Genomic DNA, 23404 nt, shown 5'->3' with positions numbered 1-23404 from the left:
CTTAACGGGTTGCATTGTCTGACTCGATTAAACGCTGGGTGGCAATTGCAATGTTCTCGAGACATTTATCAAAAAAATACTGGTTAGTATTGTATGGATCATGCAGATACGCGGTGCGCATAGGACTCACCAAACCTATCAGGATCTTTTGCGTCTGTGGGAACATTTCCTCTAATTCGGATAAATGGCGTGGCTCCATTACCACAAGTAAATCCTTACCTTCAGGCCGATAATCCTCAATATTTTGTGATCTATGATTGCTAACCTCTACCTCCATACGCTGCGCAAAATCAAGTGTTTTGGCAAACGCTGGGTCTCCCCCCCGACAGTGTAGGCCGTAGGAAACTGTCGGGAAGCCAAGTGCCCTGCTAATAGCCTCACCGTAAGGACTACGACAAATATTGCCACTACAAATGAACACTAAGCGATTAAATGCTGTTAACTTACTTGGTGACGCGTTGCGATAGGCTCCTAGCAGGTACGCGAGATCAAACTTTACGCGCCGCAACAACCCTTGCTTCGAACCAAACTCATTTGCAACCCAACCAAAAATTGACACTTAAAATCCTCTTAATTGTGCTTTTTTGTACAAGTCATTGTACGCAGCAACCATCGCTTCTGCGGAAAACGTGTTAGTCACTCGCTCAACCGCCACTTGATTGCGTAGGATCGAAGCTGGTGCATCCGCAATTAGGCTACGCATGGCTGCGCCAATAGCCTTCGGGTCAATTGCTACCAGTTGGCCCTGACTATCATTTTCGATAATCTCTTCAGGCCCGCCACATCGTGTTGCAATTACGGGCAATCCTGACGCCATCGCTTCAATTGTACTAATCGAAAACCCCTCCGCATCAGACGTTAACAAGAACGCATCGAGTCCTTGTAAGTATTCAGGCGTATTTTCAACAAACCCAATAAAACTTACGTTAGTGATATTTTTATCTCTGATCACAGCATCGAGTTGTTGCTTAATTTTTGCTTTTGGATCACCGGCTATCACAACGTGAAATCGACGCTTGATATCCGCCAATTCATCAATCGCCTCAAGCAAGAGGTCATAGCGTTTCGATTTACGTATATTACCCAGTGTACCGAACAAAACAATGTCTTCATCAATACCAAGCTTTTCACGCAGTAAGGTCTGCTTTTCGCCATTATATAGCGCAGTTTGAATGCCGTTATAAATGACAGTTGTGCGCTCAGGTACCAATAATTCATGCTCTTGTATTTTGTTAGCCAAAGAGCGGCTTACTGCTACAAAATTCGATATACCATTGCGCATAAACCATAACTTGAGTCGTTTAAAGCGTTCGTTTGGTGAGACATCAACCATCCCGTGATAGGTTGCCACTACGGGTGTACGTGTTAATACACCTACAATAGCTGCATAGACATTAGACCCAAGTAGATGAGACTGGATAACCTGCACATTGTATACTCGAATAAGCTTAAGTAGTTGCCAGATAAACTTAACGTTAAAGCTTCCTTTGGAGTCAAGTATAATTGGCTCAATACCATTTTTACGCAAGGTATCGGCCACATACCCTTCACCGCGAATCACAGCCAACGAGCGCCAAGGGGTACTATTCAATTCTGTAGCGAGATGAATGAATACATCTTCAGCACCACCTGGGCCGGTTGTATCGATTAAGTGCAAGATAGTCTGTGGTGCAGTGTCTTTTTGAGGCATAATGCCCAAACTTCGAAAAAACGTGATTTCAACTTGTGTCAAAGGATAACAAGCAATACCCTTGCTGCAAACAAGACTTTGTTAATTTATGATGGAAAAAAACGTTGTTTTAGTTTTTGATGCCAACCAAAGGAGTGCGCTAGCTACGACACGGTCTTTGGGCGGGCAGACGAACACTGTTGTGTATACTGCAGATTCGACGCCAAAGGCACTAGCAGGCTGTTCTAAATACAGCCAAAAATACCTTCAATACCCAGATCCAATAAGCGATACACAGGCCTTTGTCGCTTGGCTGTTAGAAGCTATTCAACGTTATCATATCACTTTTTTAATGCCGGTTACTGAAATCAGTAGTCGAACACTGCTAGAGAATCGTCAACAATTTTCCCATTGTAAGCTACCATTCGCTCCGCTTGAGCAAGTGATGAGGCTCAGTGACAAAAGCCAATTGAACAAATTAGCCGAATCATTAGGTGTCCCTGTGCCGCAAACGCTGTACTTTAACGCGAGTAGTGAGGTTAACCTCGACCAGGTAGTTTTCCCCTGCGTGATTAAACCAGCGTTATCCAAGGTAAATGTTGACAATCAATGGTTTACAACTCAAGTTCACATTGTGCAGAGTCGAGATGAGCTGCAGACGTTGTTGACTGATACACCCTACCTGCATGACCACCCATTTATGTTGCAACAATATATTGAGGGCTATGGAGCCGGTGCATTTTGTTACTATCAGAATGGGCACGCTAAGGCCTTTTTCGCACATCAGAGATTACGTGAAAAACCACCGAGTGGTGGCGTGAGTGTACTGTCAGCCAGTGCGGCGTTGGCCCCTAAACCCAAAGACTACGCAACACGCCTATTGGATGCAGCTAATTGGCACGGCGTTGCTATGGTTGAGTTTAAAGTTGGATTAGATGGTACTCCTTATCTGATGGAGATTAACACTCGTTTGTGGGGCTCTTTGCAGCTAGCCATTGATGCCGGTGTCGACTTCCCTAGTTTACTTTACCGGGGCGAATTTGAGCCCATACCTGATTCACAACCTCCGTACAAAGAGGGCGTGCAATTGCGCTGGCTATTGGGCGATTTGGATAATTTATATCTTACACTCAAGGATTCAAAAACGAGTATCGGTGCCAAGGTTCGCCACATCTTCCAGTTTTGCCTGCCGAAATTTGGTGATCGCCGCCACGAAGTGAATCGCCTCGATGATATGGGTCCGTTCTGGTTTGAGCTCAAGCGTTACTTAGGGGGCTGATTCGGATGTTAAAACAACTACTAAAGTCGTGCGTGAAGCAATGCTTGTACTCTATTTATGGGAGTGTTGGCTGGTCAATTAAACAGCGAGGACCACACAAGCTCATCGTTCTGATGTATCACCGTATTCTGCCTAAATCAGATGAACGATATCATTACGAAGAACCGGGTATGATCGTAACCCCCGAAAGCTTTCGCATGCATATGGAAGAACTGCATCAGTCGGGTTTGCCAATCGTTGACCTTTCCAAATGGGCCAGATTACCTGATAAAGACAAGCCAGATGCGGCGATCGCAATAACTTTTGACGATGGTTGGCTCGACAACTACGAGTTTGCATTTCCAATTTTGGCTGAGTATCACTTTCCTGCGACATTGTATGTGGTCAGCGACTTTATCGGTCAAGCTGCGCCATTTTGGCCCAATCGCATACTGCGGCTGCTACTCAACAAAACAGACTTTAGCTTGCAAGCTTATGCCAACCTTATTGAACTTACCGGTCCTGTGCCAGCAACGCCATTGAGCAAAGACCAAGCAGCTGCCATTATCCAGCGTTTAAAAAAATTTGATGACGATGTTATATTCAATGCGCTAGTAAGTGCCCCCAGTGACGAACTTGGCGTTGAAATGATGAACTTTGAGCAACTCAAAGATGCTCAACAACGAATGAATATAACTATCGGATGTCATACTAAATCTCACCGCAGGTTACTCGAAGGGACTCCATCCGAGCGGCTACATGCAGAAATAATCGATAGTAAACATCAATTAGAGCAGCAATTCGCCATCGAAATTGATAGTTTTTGCTTCCCCAATGGCGATTACTCTGAGGCTGCTTTGGCGTTAGTCGAAGAGAATTATAAAAATGCGGTAACAACACTGCGAGGTCACAACAATGCAATGACGCCTGTTCACCAGCTGGTCCGCATTGGTGTACACAACGATATCGCGTCTCAACCTTTAGCCTTTAAAGCGCGCTTAAGCGGCTTGATTTAATTAGGGAATAACATGGCAGATCAGAAAACACCGACGAACGACCCGCTCATTAGCATTATTGTTCCGGTTTACAACGTAGAAAAGTATCTTGTCGAGTGTTTGGATTCACTACTAGCACAAACGTATAAGAATCTTGAGATTATTGTTGTTGATGATTGTTCGCCTGATAACTCCGCTGCAATTATTGAGCGTTATGTGGCAAAAGACAAACGCGTTAAGGCCGTTAAGCGCGCGCAAAATGGTGGGCTAAGTGCAGCTCGAAACTCTGGAATCGAACACGCGACCGGAGAATGGATAACCTTTGTTGACAGTGACGATTACCTACATACCGATTGCTATCGACAAACGCTGTCGGTCATGAGCGCTACAGATAAGTGTAATGTGGGTATTTTCTCAGTGGTCTACCTCAATGATGAGACCAAACAAACATCTCCAGCGCCGTACTTTCACGTTAACCTCGACTCTCCCAACTGGTTTTGGGATTGCAACGTAACGTCATGGAACAAGATATTCTTAGCCAAACATATTAGTGACCACAATATCCGCTTTGCGGAGGGCCTGTATCACGAAGATGAGGACTTTTGGTTTAAGTATTGTGCCGCGGTCGATTTAGTGCCAGCCGTTACAAACGAGCCACTTTATTACTATCGTCAACGCGGAGCGTCGATTACGTCGAACAATAGCTCAAGAAAGCAGTTACCAGATATTTTTGCTTCGATGAAAACATTTGCTCAAAGTCGCAACCTATTGATCTCTAAGCGCGATTATCTGTTATTTCGAGCAAGCATTTTCATTCGCATTTTAAACAATAAACTCACGGGCGAAGAGAAACTTACTGCACTGTCTCATATGCGCCAACTGATGGAAGAATTACAACCAAATACGTCGGAAGTAGCGCAAATGTTACCAATCGCACAATACGTATACATGGTTCGTGACGATTCTTTTCTACCTGTTGCGCTCAACCTTGCGGATCAAATGATGCAGCTACAAAAACAATCGAATAAATCGATAGCGCGTCAGCTACTCGATAGGGTGACTGGCAGTTAACCGCGAAACTTATCAATAGCGCCGCGCAAGCGTTTAATGTCTGGTGCAATTGCAAATGGATAGGTGAAAAATGACCGCAATAGCATTAATAGCGCCTGCCATTTGTTGGCCTGCCATAAACGACTAAATACCACGTAATAGGTAAAGGCTTTTGCTTTGCGCCGCAATCCACTGTCTTCTATTTCATTGTCTACCGCTAGCCGATTAGCTAGCGTGATATCTTCGTTGACGTTTATGCGCACTGTGCCATGCACTCTGACCGTGGCAAGCACATCCTGAACATAACCAACGCGATAGCGTTTCAACAGTTTTAACCACAAGTGTTTGTCTTCAGCACGCATCAAGTCTTCGCGGAAGCCTTGCACTTCATCAAAAGCGGACTTTCGGATTAAATTATTGGAACCACTCCCCGGCATTTTGATCTTAAATAGAAAGTCTTCATAGGTAGCCTGAGCGGGCGGCATTGTCGGCTTTAAAGTAGGTTCGCCTTGCGCGGTCATATAATCACAACCACCACCGACAAAACCTATGTCGGGATCTTGCCGGATGACGGCGTATTGCTCTGCAAGTTTATGTGGATACCAAATATCATCTGAATCGAGAAAAGCTATGTACTCACCCGACGCGTTCGCAACGCCTAGATTTCGCGCGGCTCCCGGTCCTGTTGGTTCATCATTGCGCAAAACTGTTGGCGCTTGGTCACCAAACTCTCGCATCACTCGTCCCTTGATATCCTCAGCGGAGCCATCGTCCACGACAATAACTTCGATAGGGCGATAGGTTTGCTTATAAATACTGTGAAGCGCTTCAACCAACCACTCTTGTCGATTGTGCGTCGGCACAATTACAGATATCAAACTCATGCGTCTGCCTTTTTCTTAAACACTAATTCCACCAAGAACTGGCGCGTTGGTTTATCCAAGTAAAATATCACACCTATGGCGCCAAGAAACAATGACAAAGATAGCCCACACGCTATGCTGACTTGTGCTAAAGAATCTGAGATATCGATAAATTTTAGGGCCAAATAAACATAAATAAAACTGGCCGTGACCAAAACTGCCGTTTTGGTAAATTTAATTTGCATGTCAAAACAAGGTTTCGCAATTCTAGCCGTCAGTAGCAAAATAACCAACGCAGTTACTAAAAATGCATACGCGGCCCCGGTCATTCCGAAAAAATAAGTCAGCGGAATAATTAAAATCGTCATCAGCAAAGCCCTCGCCCATGACAACCAAGCGACGGTCTTGGTTTTGCCTACATGCAATAATGGTAAATTAAAAATCTGCGACTGATGAAAGAACAGGTTTCTGAATGCGACTAGAAACACCAGAGGAAAACTGGCGTAAAACGCGCTATTAACCATAACTTTCATAACGATACCGCTGAGCAAAGACAATCCAACTGCCGACGTTAGCAGGATATAGGTGATCAAGCTAAAGATTAACGGCAACTTGTAATGCTGTTCGCTATCATTAATGATTTTAAATCGCTCAGTTTGCCACCACTGACTAAATGGACGCCAAATCATAAGGCTCATTATCATGGCGAATTTCAGTGCCAAGAAAAATAAACCAACCTCTGCTAACCCACCAAACTCTTTTATGAGAAAGTTTGATGCCATACTCACGTAAATGTTGCCGGCTCCCGCCAACCATAACGGCCAAGTAAAAATAAAGAGCGGCCGAATAAGGTCTGAGTCGAAATTAAAGCGACATGAGCGCACCGTGTACAACAGTGAGATTCCAGCAAAAAGAGCTGAACTCAAGATCGAGCTGTATAGCACGCCTACCAATCCCATCTCTAAGATCGTCACAGTGTATATATTCAGTGACAACTGGACTAATAACTTACCGACTGACATGCAAAAGAAAAACGCCGGATTGTCTTTTAAGCGGCACAACACCATGACATACGATTCAATTGTCGTGGTTAACATCATCAACGCGTAAATACTCACGATGCCAGTTAGACTGGGATCTTCAAAGGCGTGAGTTGAGATAAATGGCGCGCTGAGATAGAAGGCAATTGCACCTAATGTGCTTACGCATACTGTGATACCTAAACAGGTATACACGACTGCATCCTTTTTATCTTGGCTGTCTTGTTCAAAATAAAACTTGGGCAGTGAACGACCGAATTGCGCACCGAGGAAAAGCTCATAAACCGACATCACAACGATCAGCAATGTCAGAATGCCGTAATCAGCAGGTGTTAAGTAGCTTGTATAAATGGGCAGCATGATGAAGCTGACCAACTGGCCAATAATAGAGCCCGCAGTAAACCAATAGATTGGATTGCGATTAAAATTTATTGCCATTTACGTTCTGCCAATTACGTCGCGATATACCGCATTCATTTTGGCGCCAATTATTTCAGCACTAAAGTGAGTTTCCACCCATTGCCGAGCCTTGCGCTGTATCGTTTGCCAATTGGCTTGATTATCTATTACGCCCGTCAGCATATCTGCAATAGCGTCACTGTCGCGATCGGGTACTAGATAACCTGATACTCCATCGTCTATACACTCAGGTATACCACCGCTGCGTGTGGCCACAGTAATCAACCCCGTCGCTTGTGCTTCTTGCAAAACAACGCCTTGCGTCTCTTCGTGATAACCATCTTTAGAGCGTAAACTGGGTAACAAAAAGATATGCGAACGCGCATATATCTGGGCTAATTGCTCATCTGGAATACCCGTATGTATTTCTACGTTATTTGCAATCCCCATACTCTGCGCTAAATGTTGAATATTCTCACGCTCAGGTCCACTACCAACTATCGTGTAGTGTATGTTAGTCCCCCGTGCCAACAGGGTTTTTAACGCTCGTAATGCATAGCGATGCCCCTTATCCGGATGCAATCGTCCGACGGTGAGCAATTGTACCTTGCCATCTTCAGGAAAACTGCGCGGCATAAATGGCCAACGTGAAAGGTCTATCCCTTGAGGAATGATGGCAAACCTATCTGATGGCGCTCCGAGACTCTCATATTGCGATTTGGCAAACTCCGTATTTACGAATATCACATCGGTGGCATTTACATATGCCTTACGCTGCGAGTCACTGATTAACGGCACGCCTACGGGGGGTAAGCCGTGAAAAGTAGCCACAAAGGGTAAGCGAGTCGCTTGAATTAAGCGTACGAACTTACTCCCTACTAGTTCACTATGTGAGTGAATGATATCTGGCTTAATCGAAAAAGCCGGTGCAGAGAAGCGGTCAAATACTCGCGTTTTTAGCGATGTTCCAGTGCTGTTATACGACTTCCACAAATGCTGCGTTGCCCGACGTATATCGCTATTGAAGTGAGATTGAACGTAAAATTTAAACAGCGATACCTTGTCATCAGGTAAGCAACAATATTTATCCAATAAATGGTTGTCGCGAATGGCATCAGTGAACACGCTATGCTCTTCACGACGAGAAATGATCCTGTTATCTCCGCCGTGCTTGGCAATTTGTACCAAATGATTAACCAACCAAGGCTGAACAAGACTTGGAAACGCCGCAGCTATTGTTAAAACATTAACCGCGGAAACATCGCTTTTTTCAGGAAAATCAGTGAAATACTGTGAATTCATATCATGGTCCACTAAGGTGTTTTAACAACCGCTCGCATAGCTTTTTCGAGCGCAGCATGCGTAGCTGTGAGGGTAAACTGATTGAGTACTCTTTGACGTGCTTGCCGACCGTGTGATTCACGTTTGTCAGGTGCTTCTAAATAAAATTGTAATGCATCAGCGGCTTGCTGGACGCTAGTTGCAGTATAAATTCGCCCATCCTCATCGTGCTTAGTTGCGCCGCACACTGACGGGTTATCCGGCACCACAACCGGTAGGCCAGCAGCCATATACTCAATAATTGACAGGGAATAACCAACTTCGCCTTGAGACGGCTGGAAGCCAATAGCACAGAAGTCAAAGAACCGCATTATGTCGTTTACTCGACCGGGGAAATAGCAAACATCTTGTAACTTGCGTTCTTCAACCCGCTGGCGGAAGTCATCTAGGTCAGGCCCGTCACCGCAAAATACATAAACAAAGGGCTGTGACAACGAGCGCGTTTTGAGTTCTGCAATAACATCAATTGCAAATGCGGCACCTTTATAGTGATTTGCCCGTGCCGCAGTGACGATTATTGTGCGACTTTTCGGCAAAATCTGCACCAACGGATGTGACGTTTGAGCCTCTTCTTTATTGGCTTCAGTTGTTAGCCGAATACCGTTTTGCACTGTGTAGCAATCCTTAGGCTTCATGCAAGCGGTATCGATTAATCGCCGAGTCACGAACTCTGTTGCTCCAAAAGCCGCATCAACGCCTGTCCATCGATTGCGCACAAACATCGACTTCAGGAATCGACGCCAGCCGCTGACAGGAGTGCGCAAGCCAGGCGTATGATCATGCGTTATAATTGTTTTTACACCGGCTAAACGGTAGGCTAAATAGGCCCATTTTGCGACACCATAATCGGAAAAGTACACAACCTGAATATTGTGAGTGCGGATAAACTGCATATTACGCCGTATACCTGCCCAATTATTTACTGCGAAAGTATACTCTGTCACTTCAATTGGGCTGTTTTCGATCACCTCAGGAATCTGATTCACCTCGGGGAACGCCAAGATCGTCCGAAATTCACCAGCGTACATCTGACTAATCTTGGCCCAATAACTTTCCATTAACCACCATGCATAACCCACATCGGAAGGCCAATTTGCAACGCACAAAATTGCCGGTAAGTTACTGTCCCGAGTCACGAACGAAAGCTCCCTGCTCTACTTTTTTGCGTTCAACGCCATCAAACGAATATCCAAAATTGTGAATATCTCGAGCGTACAACTCAGCGACCTTCGCGATCGCCTCGTCGGAGTATACACTCTGATACCCAGCGCGTTTAGACGCATTGGTATGAGTTAACTGCACGTCAGTCTTGATCCGCTTGGCAATGTGATTAAAGTCGTCATTGATGGTTTCAAAATATGCCAAATAATCAATTAACGGCTTGTCTTTGGCATTGCAAATAAATTCGCTTTGCGGCCAAAAGTGCAGATGGGCATGTAATCTCTCTGGCGTCAGCCAGTTCATTACAAAGTCGTTAAAGTCATTAATATCGGCAAGATTTTCAGCCGCCCATTTTTTATCGTTGTCGTCCCAACCACCACCTTTGAGATATGAAAAGGCAGAATAAAGCCGATCCCATGGATTGCGAACAAATGCAAACTTGTAATATTGTGCGAACGTTTTCCGTCCAAAGATTACTCGATACTGCCATGCTCGGTAATGATAAGGTAGCGCGTTAAATAAGGCTAGAGCGACTGAAGTCCCAGCAGTTTTTGTTATATGAACGAAGATTGCTTGTTTTTCGTCAAACGGACGCAGTGCGAAGTTGCCTTTCGGCGACGGGTTTACGCGTGTGCGCAAATCTGCAATCTCTTCAGGGTTACGCCACTTGTACAACCAATAGCGCCATTCTTCCGGAATGATTCGGTGGTAAAGTTCTTTAAACAACGGTCAGTAAATAAAAAAATCAAATTTGGATTATGGTACATCAGAGATTTTGTATATGCTATGCAGAAAATACAGCAATAAATTCTTATGTTTGTCTCAAAACCATTAATTTATACCGAACTGCATAAAACGGCTGGCAGCCATATCGGCAAATTGCTGGCAAAATACGTTGGCGGTGAGCAGGTGGGTAAACACAACCGCATCCCCGGCGAACTGCGCGATAACTTCGTTCTAGGTTCAATTCGCAACCCCTGGGATTGGTATGTCTCACTGTGGGGCTACGGCTGCGACAACCGCGGTAGCGTTTACCTACAGAGTACTCGAGGTACGAGTTGGCGTTACACATTGCGACAATTGCCGCGAGAAATGGGCCTCCACCGAATATCACTGGGCCGCGCATCACGCCAACTCATGCATGATTTCAACAAGCCGGTGTCTGAGTGGCAAGCAGTTTACCAAGATGTTAACGACGTCAGTGGGTTTCGTAAGTGGGTCAAGTTAATGTTTAATCCAGACCGAGCACTAGACATCGGTGAGGGTTATGGTTTTAGTTCATTTTCTCAACAAGCCGGACTACTGAGCTATCGTTTTTTTAAATTATTTACCTCGCTTGACCAAGAGATCTATAAGCCAACATTGCAGACTGACTTGTCTTCTTTGGTAAAGGTTTGGCAGGAACGTGGTTTTATAGATGCATTTGTCCGCCAAGAAAATCTAGAGGAAGACTTCCTCAACGCGCTTGAGCAAGCTAACATTGAGCTCAGCGATGCGCAGAAATCTGAAATTAGAGCTGCACGCAGCAACAAAACGAATACTTCATCACGTAAGAGTGCAAACCATTATTATGATGAAGAAACCGCGAACATCATCCTTGAACGAGAAAAGTTTATCGTTCAACAATTTGATTACGACATAAATTCAATTTTGAGGTAGGCATGGCAGGGACACGATTTCGATCAGTAACACGCGAGGCTCTTGGTAATATTTTTCGCGAAGTAAAAATTGCTCTTACACCAATGCCAAAACCTGAGAAATGGACGTTTATCGTCGGCTGTTACAATTCTGGTACGACATTACTCTCAGAGTTGATGGGGAAGCACCCAAGTATTTCTGCTCTGCCGACCGAAGGGCATTTTATTACTGATCAATTCTTAAAGGACTATGACTTAGGTATCCCTCGTATGTGGGTTGACCGTGAAGACATCTTCTGTCTCAATGAAAACGATCCTGGCCCCGATGTAGAGCGCATCAAAAAAGAGTGGGCCATGCGTTTGGACTTATCGAAGCCTGTGCTGGTAGAAAAGTCTCCGCCGAATGCTGCACGCACACGATGGTTCCAAAAGCACTTCGAAAATGCTCACTTTATTGGCATTGTCCGCAACGGTTATGCAGTTGCCGAAGGTATATCTCGAAAAGGCGACCCCAAGTCGATTAAAGAAGGCTGGCCAATCGGAAAATCAGCTTGGCAATGGGCGCGAAGTAATCAAGTAATGCTTGACGATGCTGAGCAGCTGGATAAGTTTCACCTCGTCCGTTATGAAGACTTAGCCACAGATCCGCAAACCGAACTCGATAAGATAGCTGCATTTCTCGGCCTAGCAGGGTTTCCTGATCTTAGTACCCAAAGCTTTGCAATTCACGAACGCAAAGATAGTGTGAAGGACATGAATCAAGGTAGCATTGACCGCTTGAGTGCCGAAGATATCAAAACTATCAATGACACTGCCGGCTTTATGCTTGACAGATTAGGTTACCCTCGTCTTTAGAAGTGCTTGCCTGAAAGGCTCGCAAAACCGTCAAAGGTTTTGATAAAGCGCTAGGGTTTTTGCGGCATTGCGCGCTGCGTGATATTCATCGGGAAAAGTGACTGAACAGGTGTCCTTTAAAACCTTTTCTACTGCCAATTGATACCCCATGGCTGAGTGATCTTGATTTAACCCCGTTGGGAAACCGGCAGACAATAGCGGCACCAGCCCACCGACTGAGTGAGCAACAATTTTAGTTTGTAACGCAAGACACTCCAGTGCCGTCATTGGCAACCCCTCATGATCTGACGGCATAACGATACAATCCATAACGTTTATCCAAGCGCGGATTTGCGTTGTGTGACCATGAAAAATAAATTTGTCAGCATTTTCTGACTTTGCTATTTGCGCCATAAATGCAGACCGCAAGCTACCATCACCAAAAATATGGAATTGGTAACTAGTCGAGCCATGCGCGAGCAACCGTTCAGCAGCCCCTAGAAATAGGTCGAGCCGCTTCACCGGCTCAATGCGTCCCACAAAAGCAATTTTTTTACTGGTGTCATTATTTAAAGTAGGTGTAAACGAGGCAGCATCCTGAAGGACCTCGGTCGGCGATATTCCATTGGTTATCATTTGGATATGCGCGGGTTTAAAGTCTTGTGCCAATTTTTCCGCTAATACATCTGACACGGCTATAACTGCATCTTGCAAGTATCGGCCACAAAAAACGTCGAGCGTGTATTGAACTTTTTGCTTCCAGTTACGCTTAAACTCCAAAGCGCCATGCACTGTCCTAACACTCTTAGCGCGCTGGCTCAACAAATTAGCTAGGCTACCCAAGATATGTTCTTTTTGCCTATGGGTATGGACGACTTCGGGCTTGTGCAACTTGAGCAAACGTCTAACTTGCCAGAGTAATCCCAAAAAGCCATGCGATGTTTCATCGACAATTTCAACCACAATCCCTTTAGCACGTAGGTTTTTGGCTAACTCACCATCATTGAGTAAAATTGCGGTAATTTCATGCTGTTCTTGCTGCTGAAGCGCAGTCAGCAACGTGTAAATCTGAACTTCTGCTCCAGCCCATATGTCACCAGATGCTATGTGAACGATTCGCATCTAACGTGTCACTTCCACATTTGCGAGTCCTTGCACAATTGACGAGCTTAATAAATCTTGTGGCTGAATATCACAGCGGCGCAAGCAATCAATATGCAATACAACACTTGCGCCAAGAGGGTCACTAAACACCTGCGTCAGTTGCGCCAACTTTGCTTGTGTGCCACTAGTGACTTGCTTTTCTCCAATTTGATAAAACCAAACAACCGCGCCAGACTGATCCTGCTTTATAGCAATATTAATGATACTGTCTTGCAATGTTAACTCAGTCGATGCTCGCAATTGCCGGCCCGGCCGGTTGGCAAAATAAATCAGTTCTTTACCTTGTGCTTGATGGATATATGTTGAAACGGCTAACGTATACACGTTATTTTCATCGCGATAATCGAATGCTTGTAGATCATCTGCCCCTGAATAGCGAACTCCTTGACGTTGCGCCACAGACCAATCTACACGTTGAAAGCCACTAAACGGGTTTGGTAGTTGTACCTTGACCACCGCGTTACCTTGACGATCTGCGGCACTCCAGTGGCTATAACCAGGTACCGCTATCAAACTTATTGTAACTAGAATAACGGCCAAAGCACCTTGGATTTGGGGGCGGAAGGGTTCAATGCTCGGGCGCTGCGCGCGACCAATTCGCTTGACAAAGTACTCCATGTAAAAGAAGTACCCAACGATAAAGATGGCGAATGTTACCCAACCAAAGAAACCGTGCTCATGTACTAAGCTACTCTGCATTTCGCTGTAGTAACCAATCATGATTAACAAGTACACGCGAATCCAATTACCCAGCAATGACAAAAATACGATAAGCGCTACGGCGAATAACATGTGCCTTTTTTGCGTGAGATTCAGATAGCTATAAAACAGTCCAATACTCAAACCGGCAAGTAAATAATTTAATCCTGCACACCCATCAGCAATGCGCAAAACCCCATACGGCAAGTGGATATCATATCCCTCGATAAATGCGGTGATCCCCGACAGGCGAACGAAAAAGGATATGACAAAAGTGGTAAGATCTTGTAATGGGTCCAGAATAAAGTCTGCGACCGGTATTGATAAATATAACGCGCTTACGGGTAATAATGCATGAAAGGACGCTCGTACGCCAACAAATGCGGTGATGATTAAAAGCACCATCAACGGCACTAGCATCTGCTGAATAAGCAATACCTGCACTGCGTTCGCCGCCAACCACAAGGCACCGATCGCAATCCCTAAAGGAAATAAATAGAATACAGGTTTGTGCACCAGCCAGTTGCGTTCGGTATATAACGCATAACAAACAAAAGCGAGTAAAGCATACCCGTGTGAATAAGTGTGATTGTTCTCTGTCCAGATTTTATGTAACGACAGATATGTCTCTTGATAGGCCCACACGATAGCGCCTAAGCAGACAAAAACGACCAATCCGAAGGCCCAGCGGTTTAAGGGCATATATCTGTATTCCTTTTCATTCGTTTGGGAATAAATTCCAGTTACCAATGCATTAAAACAAACTTAGTCTTTTCGATCTACGTCCTTTAAAGGATAATTCGTTGCATGGCTGATTCATGCTATTGTAAAGTGCATGCGGAGAACTAAAACTAAGGTGATTGCATTACATGGAATTCGTATTTTGGCTGTTGGTATTTCTATCGGTGTTTAGCTATTTTGTCTATCCGCTGCTATTGAAGTTCTTTGTGCGCCTTCAATCCGAGGAAAAATTGTCCCAGAGTGGCGGTGAGCTACCTTTTTTAACGCTGATTATCACCGCACACAATGAAGCGCATAGAATTGGTGAAAAACTCGACAACACCATGACTCTGGAATACCCCAAGGATAAACTGGACATTGTTGTAGCCTCTGACAACAGTACAGACGAAACAGACGCCATAGTCGAATCTTTTGCACAGAAAGGTGTTCGCCTTGTCCGCGCAACTGAGCGCCTCGGTAAGGAGAACGCTCAGTTGCAAGCAATAAAAACGGTTGAAAAGGGAATAATTGTCTTTTCTGATGTTGCCACCAAAATCGAGCCAGACGGTTTAACTAAGCTTGCAAAGTACTTTGATGATCCAAACGTTGGTGCGATTTCCAGTGAAGATCGGTTTATTAGCAAGGAAGGGAAAGTTGCGGGTGAAGGTGCATACGTTAAGTATGAAATGTGGCTGCGCAAACAAGAGTCACAATTGGCTGGATTGGTGGGTCTTAGCGGTTCTTTTTTTGCTGCTCGTCGAGAAGTCTGTGAAAAGTGGGACATTCACTCTCCTAGCGATTTCAATACTGCTTTAAATAGTGCATCGTTAGGCCTTAAAGCGGTAACTGCACCTGATGTGCTCGGCTACTACACAGACTTGGCCGACCCTAGCAAAGAATACAATCGTAAAATTCGCACCGTAATAAGGGGGATGACAGCCTTAGAACGCCACCCAGAGGTACTCAACCCATTCCGTCATGGTTGGTTTGCATTTCAGGTCATTAGTCATAAATTATTGCGCTGGACTGTACCTTGGACATTACTTGGACTCTTTATTATCACGCCGTTTTGTATGCAATTAGGTGATGGTATCTATACGCTAGCCTTTATTGCACAAGTTATGTTTTACGGATTGGCCCTATTAGCCCATTGGCTGCCAAAACTGCAAAATATCGGGATTGTAAAAATCATCTACTTCTTTACTCAAGTTAATATTGCACTGTTTGATGCTAGTATTAAGTTCTTGTCGGGTAAACGAATGACTGTATGGCAACCTTCGGCGCGATGAGTTGGCGCCAGGTACCCCCTGTAGGGACGCCAGTATGGTTGGCAAAAGGTGGGGAGCAATCAGTCCATGCGGAATTTGGTGTTGCCGGTTACCATTGCGGTTACTATCAGTCTGGCACTGCGGCGTTAGCTCAAGCAATCAAGTTATCACTGGCTGCACAGACAGCCCCATCCCAACGAGATGTGATACTCCCTGGTTATGGCTGCCCCGATCTTGTTGCCGCATGCGTCTACGCAGGTGCCAACCCTGTTATCATTGACATAGCTGCTGACAAATACACGTTCGATTTAGCTCAAGTAGAAAAGTATGCCAGTGACGCAGCCGCGATAGTGTGTCCATCTTTACTCGGTATTTGTATGCCAATCGCACAAATAAAAGATGCGCTGCCGGACAATACAAAAATCATTGAAGATGATGCCCAATGGTTTCCTGAGGCGGACACAACCGAGGGGCGGCGGCACAACCTCGACAATCTGTGCGATTATCAATTGCCGCGCGATTGCACTGACAGTGACTTTATATTGACCTCTTTTGGACGGGGAAAGCCTGTCAATTTGTTAGGCGGAGGAATGTTGTTATCGCGAATACCCCAAGCGCAACAAACAATTGCAGAGCCTGTGTCAACCCCCATGAGTTATCGCCTTAAGAGCAAGGTATTTAATGCTTTAATGAATCCATTGTTGTATGGTGCGTTGGTCCGTTTGCCTGGACTAGATTTAGGCAGCACAAACTATCATGCACTCGATAAAATAGCGCCAATAGAAAAGTTTAAGCGCCCTTTGATACCCGCCGCGATAAGGCGTTATTTAAATATGCCGATGGCAACTGCCAATACTTACAGTGACGTTGGTGATTGTGCCTGGGCAGATCAATCACGTCGCTTGCTACGCTTACCCTTGTTAGTAGACAATATAAAAACTCGAAATAAATTAGTGACAAAATGCATCCAGCAAGGGATTTCCGCAACGGCTATGTACCAGAAGGCACTACACGATGTACCGGGTGTTGCCACTCTAGTTAAGCTCCCTGCTGCGACGCCTGTAAGTCAACGCTTGGCTGCTACATTAGTAACGCTTCCGACACACGCAGGAGTTACCGAAAAACACAAGGCACTGATGCACAATATTGTGAAAGAATTCAAACTGCGCTTAACAGATAAGGTTGCGCTATGACATTGAACGAACTGAAAAGCGATTTAAAACAGCTAAAGAAGCAAAAAGGAGCTGTATCCAAACAGTTCAAATCTGTGGCCAAAGGCAGTGCCGAGCATACCGCTCTGCTTGAGCAAATGCGAGCAGTGAGCAGTTCAATTAAAGCAACTGAGGAACAGATAAAGGCATTCACCAAACCATCACTAGAATCTCAAGCAGGAGTGCAGCACGCGGAACAATTTTCGCAACCTACAGCTACGTATGGCGGTACTATCACTCTGTGTATAGCTAATCAAGAACAAGTGAAAGCGTTTTGGGCTTGGCAAAAGACTCAAGCGCGGTCAAGTGTTTATCACACACAGGCCATTTTTGAATGGTTAGATAGTGCCCAGAACAATCAATGCGTCATGCTCCTGGCGCTTGATGAAAAAGAGAACATTCTTGGCGGTTTACCCATCACCATTATGCGCACGCGCTTGTTCGGCCACTTCGCCATTTCTCAACCTTTTTTCAATTATGGTGGTCCGCTGACTGACTACGTGGATGTGTTCGAGCAATTACTTGACTTTGCCGAGCAATGGGCGTTCGAGATGCACCTCGATTACGTTGAGATCCGCACGTTAACCCCCAGTGACAAACGATCGAGCAGCAATAAAAAAGTCTCTATGGTTTTGCCCTTGGCAAACTCGACGGACGAGCTACGTCAATCCTTTGGTGCGAAAGTAAGAGCTCAAGTAAACAAAGCCAACGAATTTTCGCCATCGGTCACATTTGGCGGCGACGAACTTTTAAATGATTTCTATCATGTATTATCGACCAACATGCGTGATCTAGGCACGCCCCTATATGAAAAAGCTTGGTTCAAATCATTAATTGATGTATTGCCAAAGCGAGCTCATTTATGCGTCGTCTACGTTACTGGCAAACCAGTTGCTGCCTCTTTCTTAATTAAAAATAGCGGTGTGATGGAAATCCCCTGGGCTTCGACACTACGCAAAGTTAACCATATGAATATCAATATGTGGATGTACGACCAAATCTTAGCATTCGCTATTGAACAGCGTTGTGGATGGTTTGATTTCGGTCGCTCGACATCTGGCGCAGGCACTTACCGATTCAAAAAGCAGTGGGGCGCTAAACCTGTGCAGCATTACTGGTATACCTTAGGGCGTGACAATACTGGTGTTGATGATGGCCTGAACCCAGATAATCCCAAGTTTAAGTTAGCAATTGCAATTTGGCAGCGACTGCCCGTCTGGGTAACGCGCATTATCGGACCTCTAGTCGCTAAACAATTACCATGAGTGGCGGTTTATCGACCAAAATCCATGTTGGACTGCACGCAATTGGCACTCTGCAGGACGATTGGCTGGAACTAGAAAAACGCGCTGAATGTCACCCGTTTGGGTGTTTCCATTGGTGTATGAATCAAGCCCGACTGCATTCAGCGAAAGGCCAGACCCCTTTGGCTATTTGTGTATATAACGACCAACGTTGCGTAGCAATATTACCCTTGGTACAAGACCGAATCAGTCGTAAGCTCCCGTTTAAATGCCTAAAGCATATGTGTAGTGCATTTACTGACTATCAAGAATTTGTAGTCGAGCGTAGCGATAGTGCAGCTATGCTGTTCGAGATGTGTCTAAACGCCTTGGTCAACTCTGAATATGCCAAAATGCCTTTACTGTTCGCCTACCCCAGTGCGCAATTACGCGAGTTGTGCTCATTGGTAAAGCACCTTCTTCCACAACAGTTGCCTTTTAATCATTGGCGTCATTCATACTACAAGAGGTCGTTTCCTAATCTAAAAAGTAAAGTTATTCGAGAAGCTCGTAGGCGCCGTAAAAAATTATTTGCAAGCGCGGATGTTGAGATACGATTAGACATTCCTCTCGACGAATCTTTAGTTACTTGGGTATTGGATCAAAATGCTTTGCGCTTTGGATCTAACCGATTGACTGATATTGCACATCGGCAGTCGGCACTACAGTTACTGTTCGACTACCAATCTTCGCTACACCTCTCTGCAGTGTTAATCGATGGGCACCCTGCTGCGGCACATTTAGGCTTTATGTGCGACTCCACGCTACAATATTACTTACTCGCTGCCGATGATAAATATCGCGAATTTTCAGTGGGCATCGTATTGTTACATGAAATCATCACCGCCCACCCGCAAGTGACTGAGATTGACTTTCTGCGCGGTGATGAAGAATACAAAAAAGATTGGGCTAATGTTTACACGACTGACAATGGTATTGTCTGCCTCCCGCAAAACACCCACTCTCTAGTTAAATGGATTGCCCAAATTTATACAATTCGCAATCAATAGTCGCCGTTCGCTACGCTAGACCATTGACCATAACGAGGGTGTTCATCACTGAGATACGCCTGTTGCATAGTGGTCCACTCGTAGCGTGCACATAACTTTTTCAATTTTTGCAACGCCGTAGACTGATTGACATGATGCCGGAAACTGGACTTAAGATTACTTGCAATACGCGGCTGCTCTGGATCAAACTCCCATGGGTGGGTATAAAAATTGGCTACCGCTTGATGATCGGAGTTGCGGTAGAGCAAGTCGAACAAGGCAAATGGCAGTAGTCGGAAATAACCGCCGCCGCCCGCTGGAAATACTTTATTTTTCCAAGTACATGTAGTTACAGGGATTTCCAGCAAACCATTCGACAACCAATAAGGTGATTTCGGCGCATTGGGCACACCGTACAAATCGTGATTAATAGGATAACTACTCGAGCTATATTCATAACCTGCCTCAGCGATGACGTCGTGAGCCCATTCATTGTTAGCGGAAATCGAAAAGCATGGCGCGCGGTAACCTTTCACGGCTACCCCAGAGATATCCTCCAACGTTTTTTTTGCGCGTTGAATATCATCTGCAAAAGTTACTTTGTCTTGTTTGGTAAGATGCTGATGCATAAAACCATGGCTAGCCAACTCGTGTCCTTGAGCGACGATATTAGCGATGATATCGGGGTGTTTTTCAGCAATCCAACCCAGTGTAAAAAAGGTCGCCTTAACATTTGTTTCATCGAATACTGTCAACAGTGACTCCATTTGGACCTGAAGCCTCGACTCATAAGTCGCCCAAGAATCCACTGATACATCATTCGCAAACGCTTCGACTTGAAAGTACTCTTCTACGTCGACTGTCATCGCATTAAGTTTTGCCATATATTCTACTTTTTTGTTACATCTTGGGTTACAGTAGCGGACATGTATGAATGCCCCCAGAGAGCTATCATAGCATCATAAACGATTTTGTCTTAAACAGAACAGTCGTTAAGGGAAGCTTCCGCCAACCTAATTGCCGTATTTTACGGTGAATGGCAAAAGAAAGGAAAGGTTATATGTTCAAGCGTTTCATTGTTGTTTCTTTAAGCGTCGCGTTTTTACAAGCGTGTGAACCCGCCATCGACGCCAACCAAGCAATGCAACAAGTCCGAACGGATATTACGGCAGGTGAGTACAATCAAGCTCGCATTCAATTACAAAACCTGCTCGTTGACTATCCAGATAATAGCGAAATGCGTCAAATGTTAGGTGATGTGATGTTGCAGCTAGGAAACTATGCATCAGCACAAAAAGAGTATGAACGCGCCAGACGTTTGGGCATTAACAGCCCCGAGATGCTATTAAATGAGGCTCGCGCTAACATCAGGCTAGGCAACTTCGAAGAAGTTATAGAACTTGACTTAGCAACTCAGGAGCTCGCAGCACCAACAGCCTCTCGCTATCTGACCTACGTCGGTATAGCTCAAGCTGGTATCGAAGATTATGAAGCTGCAATGACGACCTTTGAACGCTCAGCCGTGTATGACACGTCTTACGGCAGACTTGCCAATGTTTATCTCACAAGTCAGGGTGGCGATGTTGAGCTAGCCACCGCTATGCTCGATGATATTATTGCGGAATTGCCTGATTTTACTGAAGCACTGCTACTCAAAGGCCAATTAGGCTTGCGGACCCAACAGTTTGAAAGTGCCATTGTTGCCCTGGAACGTTACACTGAATTACAGCCAGAATCGCGTGAAGCAAAACTGTTTTACGCCAGTGCGTTGGTGCAAAATGGTGAGTTCGCAACAGCCAAACCTGTGGTCAATGGTTTGCTGCGAGAGTTCCCCAAACAACCGTATATTAACCAATTGCGCGGCATGATTGCGTTTAACGAACGCAAGTACGAAGAGGCTAAGCTGTACGTTGAAAAAGCCATTCAATCGGGCTTCGCGTCTGACGCGGCCATTGTTATTCAAGGTTTAAGTGCCTATCAACTCGGCCTTTACGAGCAATCTTATCGTGCATTGCAAGGTGTAGCCCCTCGCTTGCCTGCAAGCCACCCAGCTAATCGCGTTCTCATTCTTACTCAACTGCGATTGGGGTTTGACTCCGAAGCCCTTGAAACTTTCACTGGTAACCAAGCTACCTTAGATGTAGATGATGTAAGCGTAGCTGCGATGCTAGGTACTAGCCTAGCACGCGCGGGTAACGAAGACTCTGCCAATGAAATCCTAACTGAGCTTAAAAATGTCGACGTTAGTGATCCCGCTGATGTTGCTCGTATCGGTTTATTGAAAATCCAACTGGATGACATGGCGGGTATTGAAGATTTAAAAACTGCGTTAGCCAGTGACCCAGCTTTGCAGGGGGCAAAACTGGGGCTAATTGACGCATATGTACGTCAAGGCGATTTTGATGCGCTGCTTAAACTAGGCCAAGCACTGCTCGAGTCCCCCAACGATGTTGTACTGGGGTATAACACTATTGGTCTCGCACAGCGCTTTAAGAACAATGTGGAGCAAGCCAAACAGGCCTATTTAGCCGCGCTTGAAATTGAACCAACGAATCCAGCGTCTCGTATTTACTTGGCTAAACAAGCATTAGCGGAACAGCAAACACAAACTGCGATTGATTATCTAACTCCTTTGGTCGAAGCTCAACCTGAATACCAGCAAGGTGTGAGACTACTGTACTCCATCTACGCGGCTAATGACCAAGTAGAGCAAGGTATCGCTATGTTGCGTCGCGCGCTGCAATCAGCCCCCGATAACACAATGCTAAAAGTCAGTTTAGCGCGCGCGTTGCTTGCCAACCGAGAGTATGAAGAAATTCCTCAACTACTTGATTTACGCAACGCACCAACACCCATTTCGAATGAGCAGTATTTGGTACTCGTTGAAACCTATTTACAGCAAAGGAAGATCGAAGACGCAGAAGCGTTACTGAATGACTGGGTCACTGCACAACCGTTAAATGAAACGGCTGTGTTGACACAAATCGCGTTCTTACAGAATTTTGAGCGCTCAGAAGAGGCGGCAGATGCAATCCAGCGTGGTTTGTCTTTACAACCTAATTCAATCAATTTGCGCGCATTGCAAATTCGTGAAGTTATTAGTGCTGGGAACGCTTCACGCGCCGCACAATTACTCAACCGTATGCCAGAGGACTTTCAAACATCATTAGTTGGTCAGGGCATGCAAGGGCACATCGACATACTGAATCGCAACTTCGAGCAAGGCCTCCCAAAAATCGAAGCGGTATACGCTGAGTCTCCGTTACAGTTTCATGCACGGGCGATTATTCTCGCGATGCGAGGGCTAAATAAAAGTGAAGAACTACAAGCTTTTATGGAGCGCCGTGTAAGTGAATTCCCGCGGGACGTGTACACCCGAAACATGCTCGCAAATATGGTGTTTTTCTCACAACCACAACTTGCAATCGAGCAATACGAAGTAATTTTGCGCGTACAGCCGACGAATATTATTGCTGCTAACAACTTGGCATGGTTGCTATACGAAGACAATCAACTCACTAAAGCACGCAACATCGCGCAAAGCGCTTTAGCGATTAAAAGAGATGTTCCGTCGCTACTCGACACCGCTGGCCAGATTGAGCTCGCAGTTGGTGACTATCGCGCCGCTGCGGATTTATTTGCGGAAGCCTATTTGCTCACACCAACACCATCAATTACCTTCCACTATGCGAAAGCGCTGGGAATGTTGGGTGACAACGAAGAGGCATTGCGTCTACTCAATGGTGTAGGAAATGTCACTGATGAGGAACTTCGCGAGCAGATTAATCAGTTAAAATCGTCGCTTTAAGGTAAAGTCGAGGAC

20 protein-coding genes are annotated in these 23404 nt (G+C 45.3%); 10 read left to right on the top strand and 10 right to left on the bottom strand.

The features are described 5' to 3' along the window. Position 1 precedes the first annotated feature (1 nt). Positions 2-559: an arsenate-mycothiol transferase ArsC gene (locus tag QTP81_RS03350; protein ID WP_289363723.1), complete on the bottom strand. Its 558-nt coding sequence runs from the start codon at positions 557-559 to the stop codon at positions 2-4. Next, complete coding sequence (locus QTP81_RS03345; RefSeq protein ID WP_289363722.1) at positions 560-1690, bottom strand: glycosyltransferase family 4 protein; 1131 nt, start codon at positions 1688-1690, stop codon at positions 560-562. A 181-nt stretch (positions 1691-1871) separates the two neighbouring features. Between QTP81_RS03345 and QTP81_RS03340 the strand changes: the two genes are divergently transcribed. The 3 genes from QTP81_RS03340 to QTP81_RS03330 are packed head-to-tail and all read left to right on the top strand — an operon-like array spanning position 1872 to position 4993. Continuing rightward, complete coding sequence (locus QTP81_RS03340; RefSeq protein ID WP_289363720.1) at positions 1872-2948, top strand: carboxylate--amine ligase; 1077 nt, start codon at positions 1872-1874, stop codon at positions 2946-2948. A 5-nt stretch (positions 2949-2953) separates the two neighbouring features. Continuing rightward, a complete protein-coding gene (locus tag QTP81_RS03335; RefSeq protein WP_289363718.1) occupies positions 2954-3943 on the top strand; it encodes a polysaccharide deacetylase family protein in 990 nt (329 codons plus the stop codon). A 12-nt stretch (positions 3944-3955) separates the two neighbouring features. Beyond that, positions 3956-4993 (top strand): glycosyltransferase family 2 protein, encoded by a 1038-nt coding sequence (locus tag QTP81_RS03330; protein WP_289363716.1) that lies wholly within the window; start codon positions 3956-3958, stop codon positions 4991-4993. On the opposite strand, the gene QTP81_RS03325 is transcribed toward QTP81_RS03330, so the two are convergent. Genes QTP81_RS03325 through QTP81_RS03305 form a run of 5 tightly spaced genes read right to left on the bottom strand, consistent with a single transcriptional unit; the run spans position 4990 to position 10502 of the window. Next, positions 4990-5856, bottom strand: a complete 867-nt coding sequence (locus QTP81_RS03325) for a glycosyltransferase family 2 protein (protein ID WP_289363714.1) — start codon at positions 5854-5856, stop codon at positions 4990-4992. The two genes, QTP81_RS03330 and QTP81_RS03325, sit on opposite strands and share 4 nt — an antisense overlap. Further along, entirely contained in the window at positions 5853-7313 is a 1461-nt protein-coding gene (locus QTP81_RS03320) for a lipopolysaccharide biosynthesis protein (RefSeq protein ID WP_289363713.1), read from the bottom strand. Before QTP81_RS03320 ends, QTP81_RS03325 begins: the two co-directional genes overlap by 4 nt. Further along, positions 7314-8576, bottom strand: a complete 1263-nt coding sequence (locus QTP81_RS03315) for a glycosyltransferase family 4 protein (RefSeq protein ID WP_289363712.1) — start codon at positions 8574-8576, stop codon at positions 7314-7316. It abuts the gene before it with no gap. Positions 8577-8587: 11 nt separating this feature from the next. Beyond that, positions 8588-9751: a glycosyltransferase family 4 protein gene (locus QTP81_RS03310; RefSeq protein ID WP_289363710.1), complete on the bottom strand. Its 1164-nt coding sequence runs from the start codon at positions 9749-9751 to the stop codon at positions 8588-8590. Next, the gene (locus tag QTP81_RS03305; RefSeq protein ID WP_289363709.1) at positions 9735-10502 is read right to left on the bottom strand and encodes a sulfotransferase family 2 domain-containing protein; all 768 of its coding nucleotides are present in this window, start codon (positions 10500-10502) and stop codon (positions 9735-9737) included. The genes QTP81_RS03310 and QTP81_RS03305 overlap by 17 nt, the downstream gene beginning before the upstream one ends. 87 nt (positions 10503-10589) lie before the next feature. On the opposite strand from QTP81_RS03305, the gene QTP81_RS03300 reads away from it, so the two are divergent. Both QTP81_RS03300 and QTP81_RS03295 read left to right on the top strand, forming a co-directional pair. Continuing rightward, positions 10590-11435 (top strand): hypothetical protein, encoded by an 846-nt coding sequence (locus QTP81_RS03300; protein WP_289363707.1) that lies wholly within the window; start codon positions 10590-10592, stop codon positions 11433-11435. A gap of 2 nt (positions 11436-11437) precedes the next feature. Next, on the top strand, positions 11438-12268 hold the full coding sequence (locus tag QTP81_RS03295; RefSeq protein WP_289363706.1) for a sulfotransferase family protein: 831 nt from the start codon (positions 11438-11440) through the stop codon (positions 12266-12268). Positions 12269-12298: 30 nt separating this feature from the next. Here QTP81_RS03295 and QTP81_RS03290 read toward each other — a convergent pair whose 3' ends face one another. Together QTP81_RS03290 and xrt are read right to left on the bottom strand one after the other, a co-directional pair. Further along, positions 12299-13369 carry a glycosyltransferase gene (locus QTP81_RS03290; RefSeq protein WP_289363704.1) on the bottom strand — a complete coding sequence of 357 codons (1071 nt, stop codon included), beginning with the start codon at positions 13367-13369 and terminating at the stop codon, positions 12299-12301. Then, positions 13370-14812, bottom strand: a complete 1443-nt coding sequence (gene xrt / locus QTP81_RS03285; protein ID WP_289363703.1) for an exosortase — start codon at positions 14810-14812, stop codon at positions 13370-13372. It lies immediately after the preceding gene. A gap of 167 nt (positions 14813-14979) precedes the next feature. Here xrt and QTP81_RS03280 point away from each other — a divergent pair, with 167 nt between their 5' ends. The 4 genes from QTP81_RS03280 to QTP81_RS03265 are packed head-to-tail and all read left to right on the top strand — an operon-like array spanning position 14980 to position 19602. Continuing rightward, complete coding sequence (locus QTP81_RS03280) at positions 14980-16119, top strand: glycosyltransferase family 2 protein (RefSeq protein WP_289363702.1); 1140 nt, start codon at positions 14980-14982, stop codon at positions 16117-16119. Continuing rightward, on the top strand, positions 16098-17291 hold the full coding sequence (locus QTP81_RS03275; protein WP_289363701.1) for a DegT/DnrJ/EryC1/StrS family aminotransferase: 1194 nt from the start codon (positions 16098-16100) through the stop codon (positions 17289-17291). Before QTP81_RS03280 ends, QTP81_RS03275 begins: the two co-directional genes overlap by 22 nt. Continuing rightward, complete coding sequence (locus QTP81_RS03270; RefSeq protein ID WP_289363700.1) at positions 17288-18574, top strand: FemAB family XrtA/PEP-CTERM system-associated protein; 1287 nt, start codon at positions 17288-17290, stop codon at positions 18572-18574. Before QTP81_RS03275 ends, QTP81_RS03270 begins: the two co-directional genes overlap by 4 nt. Beyond that, positions 18571-19602, top strand: coding sequence for a GNAT family N-acetyltransferase (locus QTP81_RS03265; protein ID WP_289363699.1), 1032 nt, complete (start codon positions 18571-18573; stop codon positions 19600-19602). Before QTP81_RS03270 ends, QTP81_RS03265 begins: the two co-directional genes overlap by 4 nt. Here the strand turns inward: QTP81_RS03265 and QTP81_RS03260 are convergent. Next, positions 19596-20465, bottom strand: coding sequence for an XrtA system polysaccharide deacetylase (locus tag QTP81_RS03260; protein ID WP_289363698.1), 870 nt, complete (start codon positions 20463-20465; stop codon positions 19596-19598). The two genes, QTP81_RS03265 and QTP81_RS03260, sit on opposite strands and share 7 nt — an antisense overlap. Positions 20466-20641: 176 nt before the next feature. Between QTP81_RS03260 and prsT the strand changes: the two genes are divergently transcribed. Next, on the top strand, positions 20642-23389 hold the full coding sequence (gene prsT, locus QTP81_RS03255) for an XrtA/PEP-CTERM system TPR-repeat protein PrsT (RefSeq protein WP_289363697.1): 2748 nt from the start codon (positions 20642-20644) through the stop codon (positions 23387-23389). Positions 23390-23404 lie beyond the last annotated feature (15 nt).

The sequence above is a fragment of the Neoalteromonas arenosi genome (assembly GCF_030362855.1).
Lineage (GTDB): Bacteria > Pseudomonadota > Gammaproteobacteria > Enterobacterales > Alteromonadaceae > Alteromonas_E > Alteromonas_E arenosi.
Note: the sequence above shows the minus strand (reverse complement) of the source record. Positions and strands in the feature narration are given on the sequence as shown.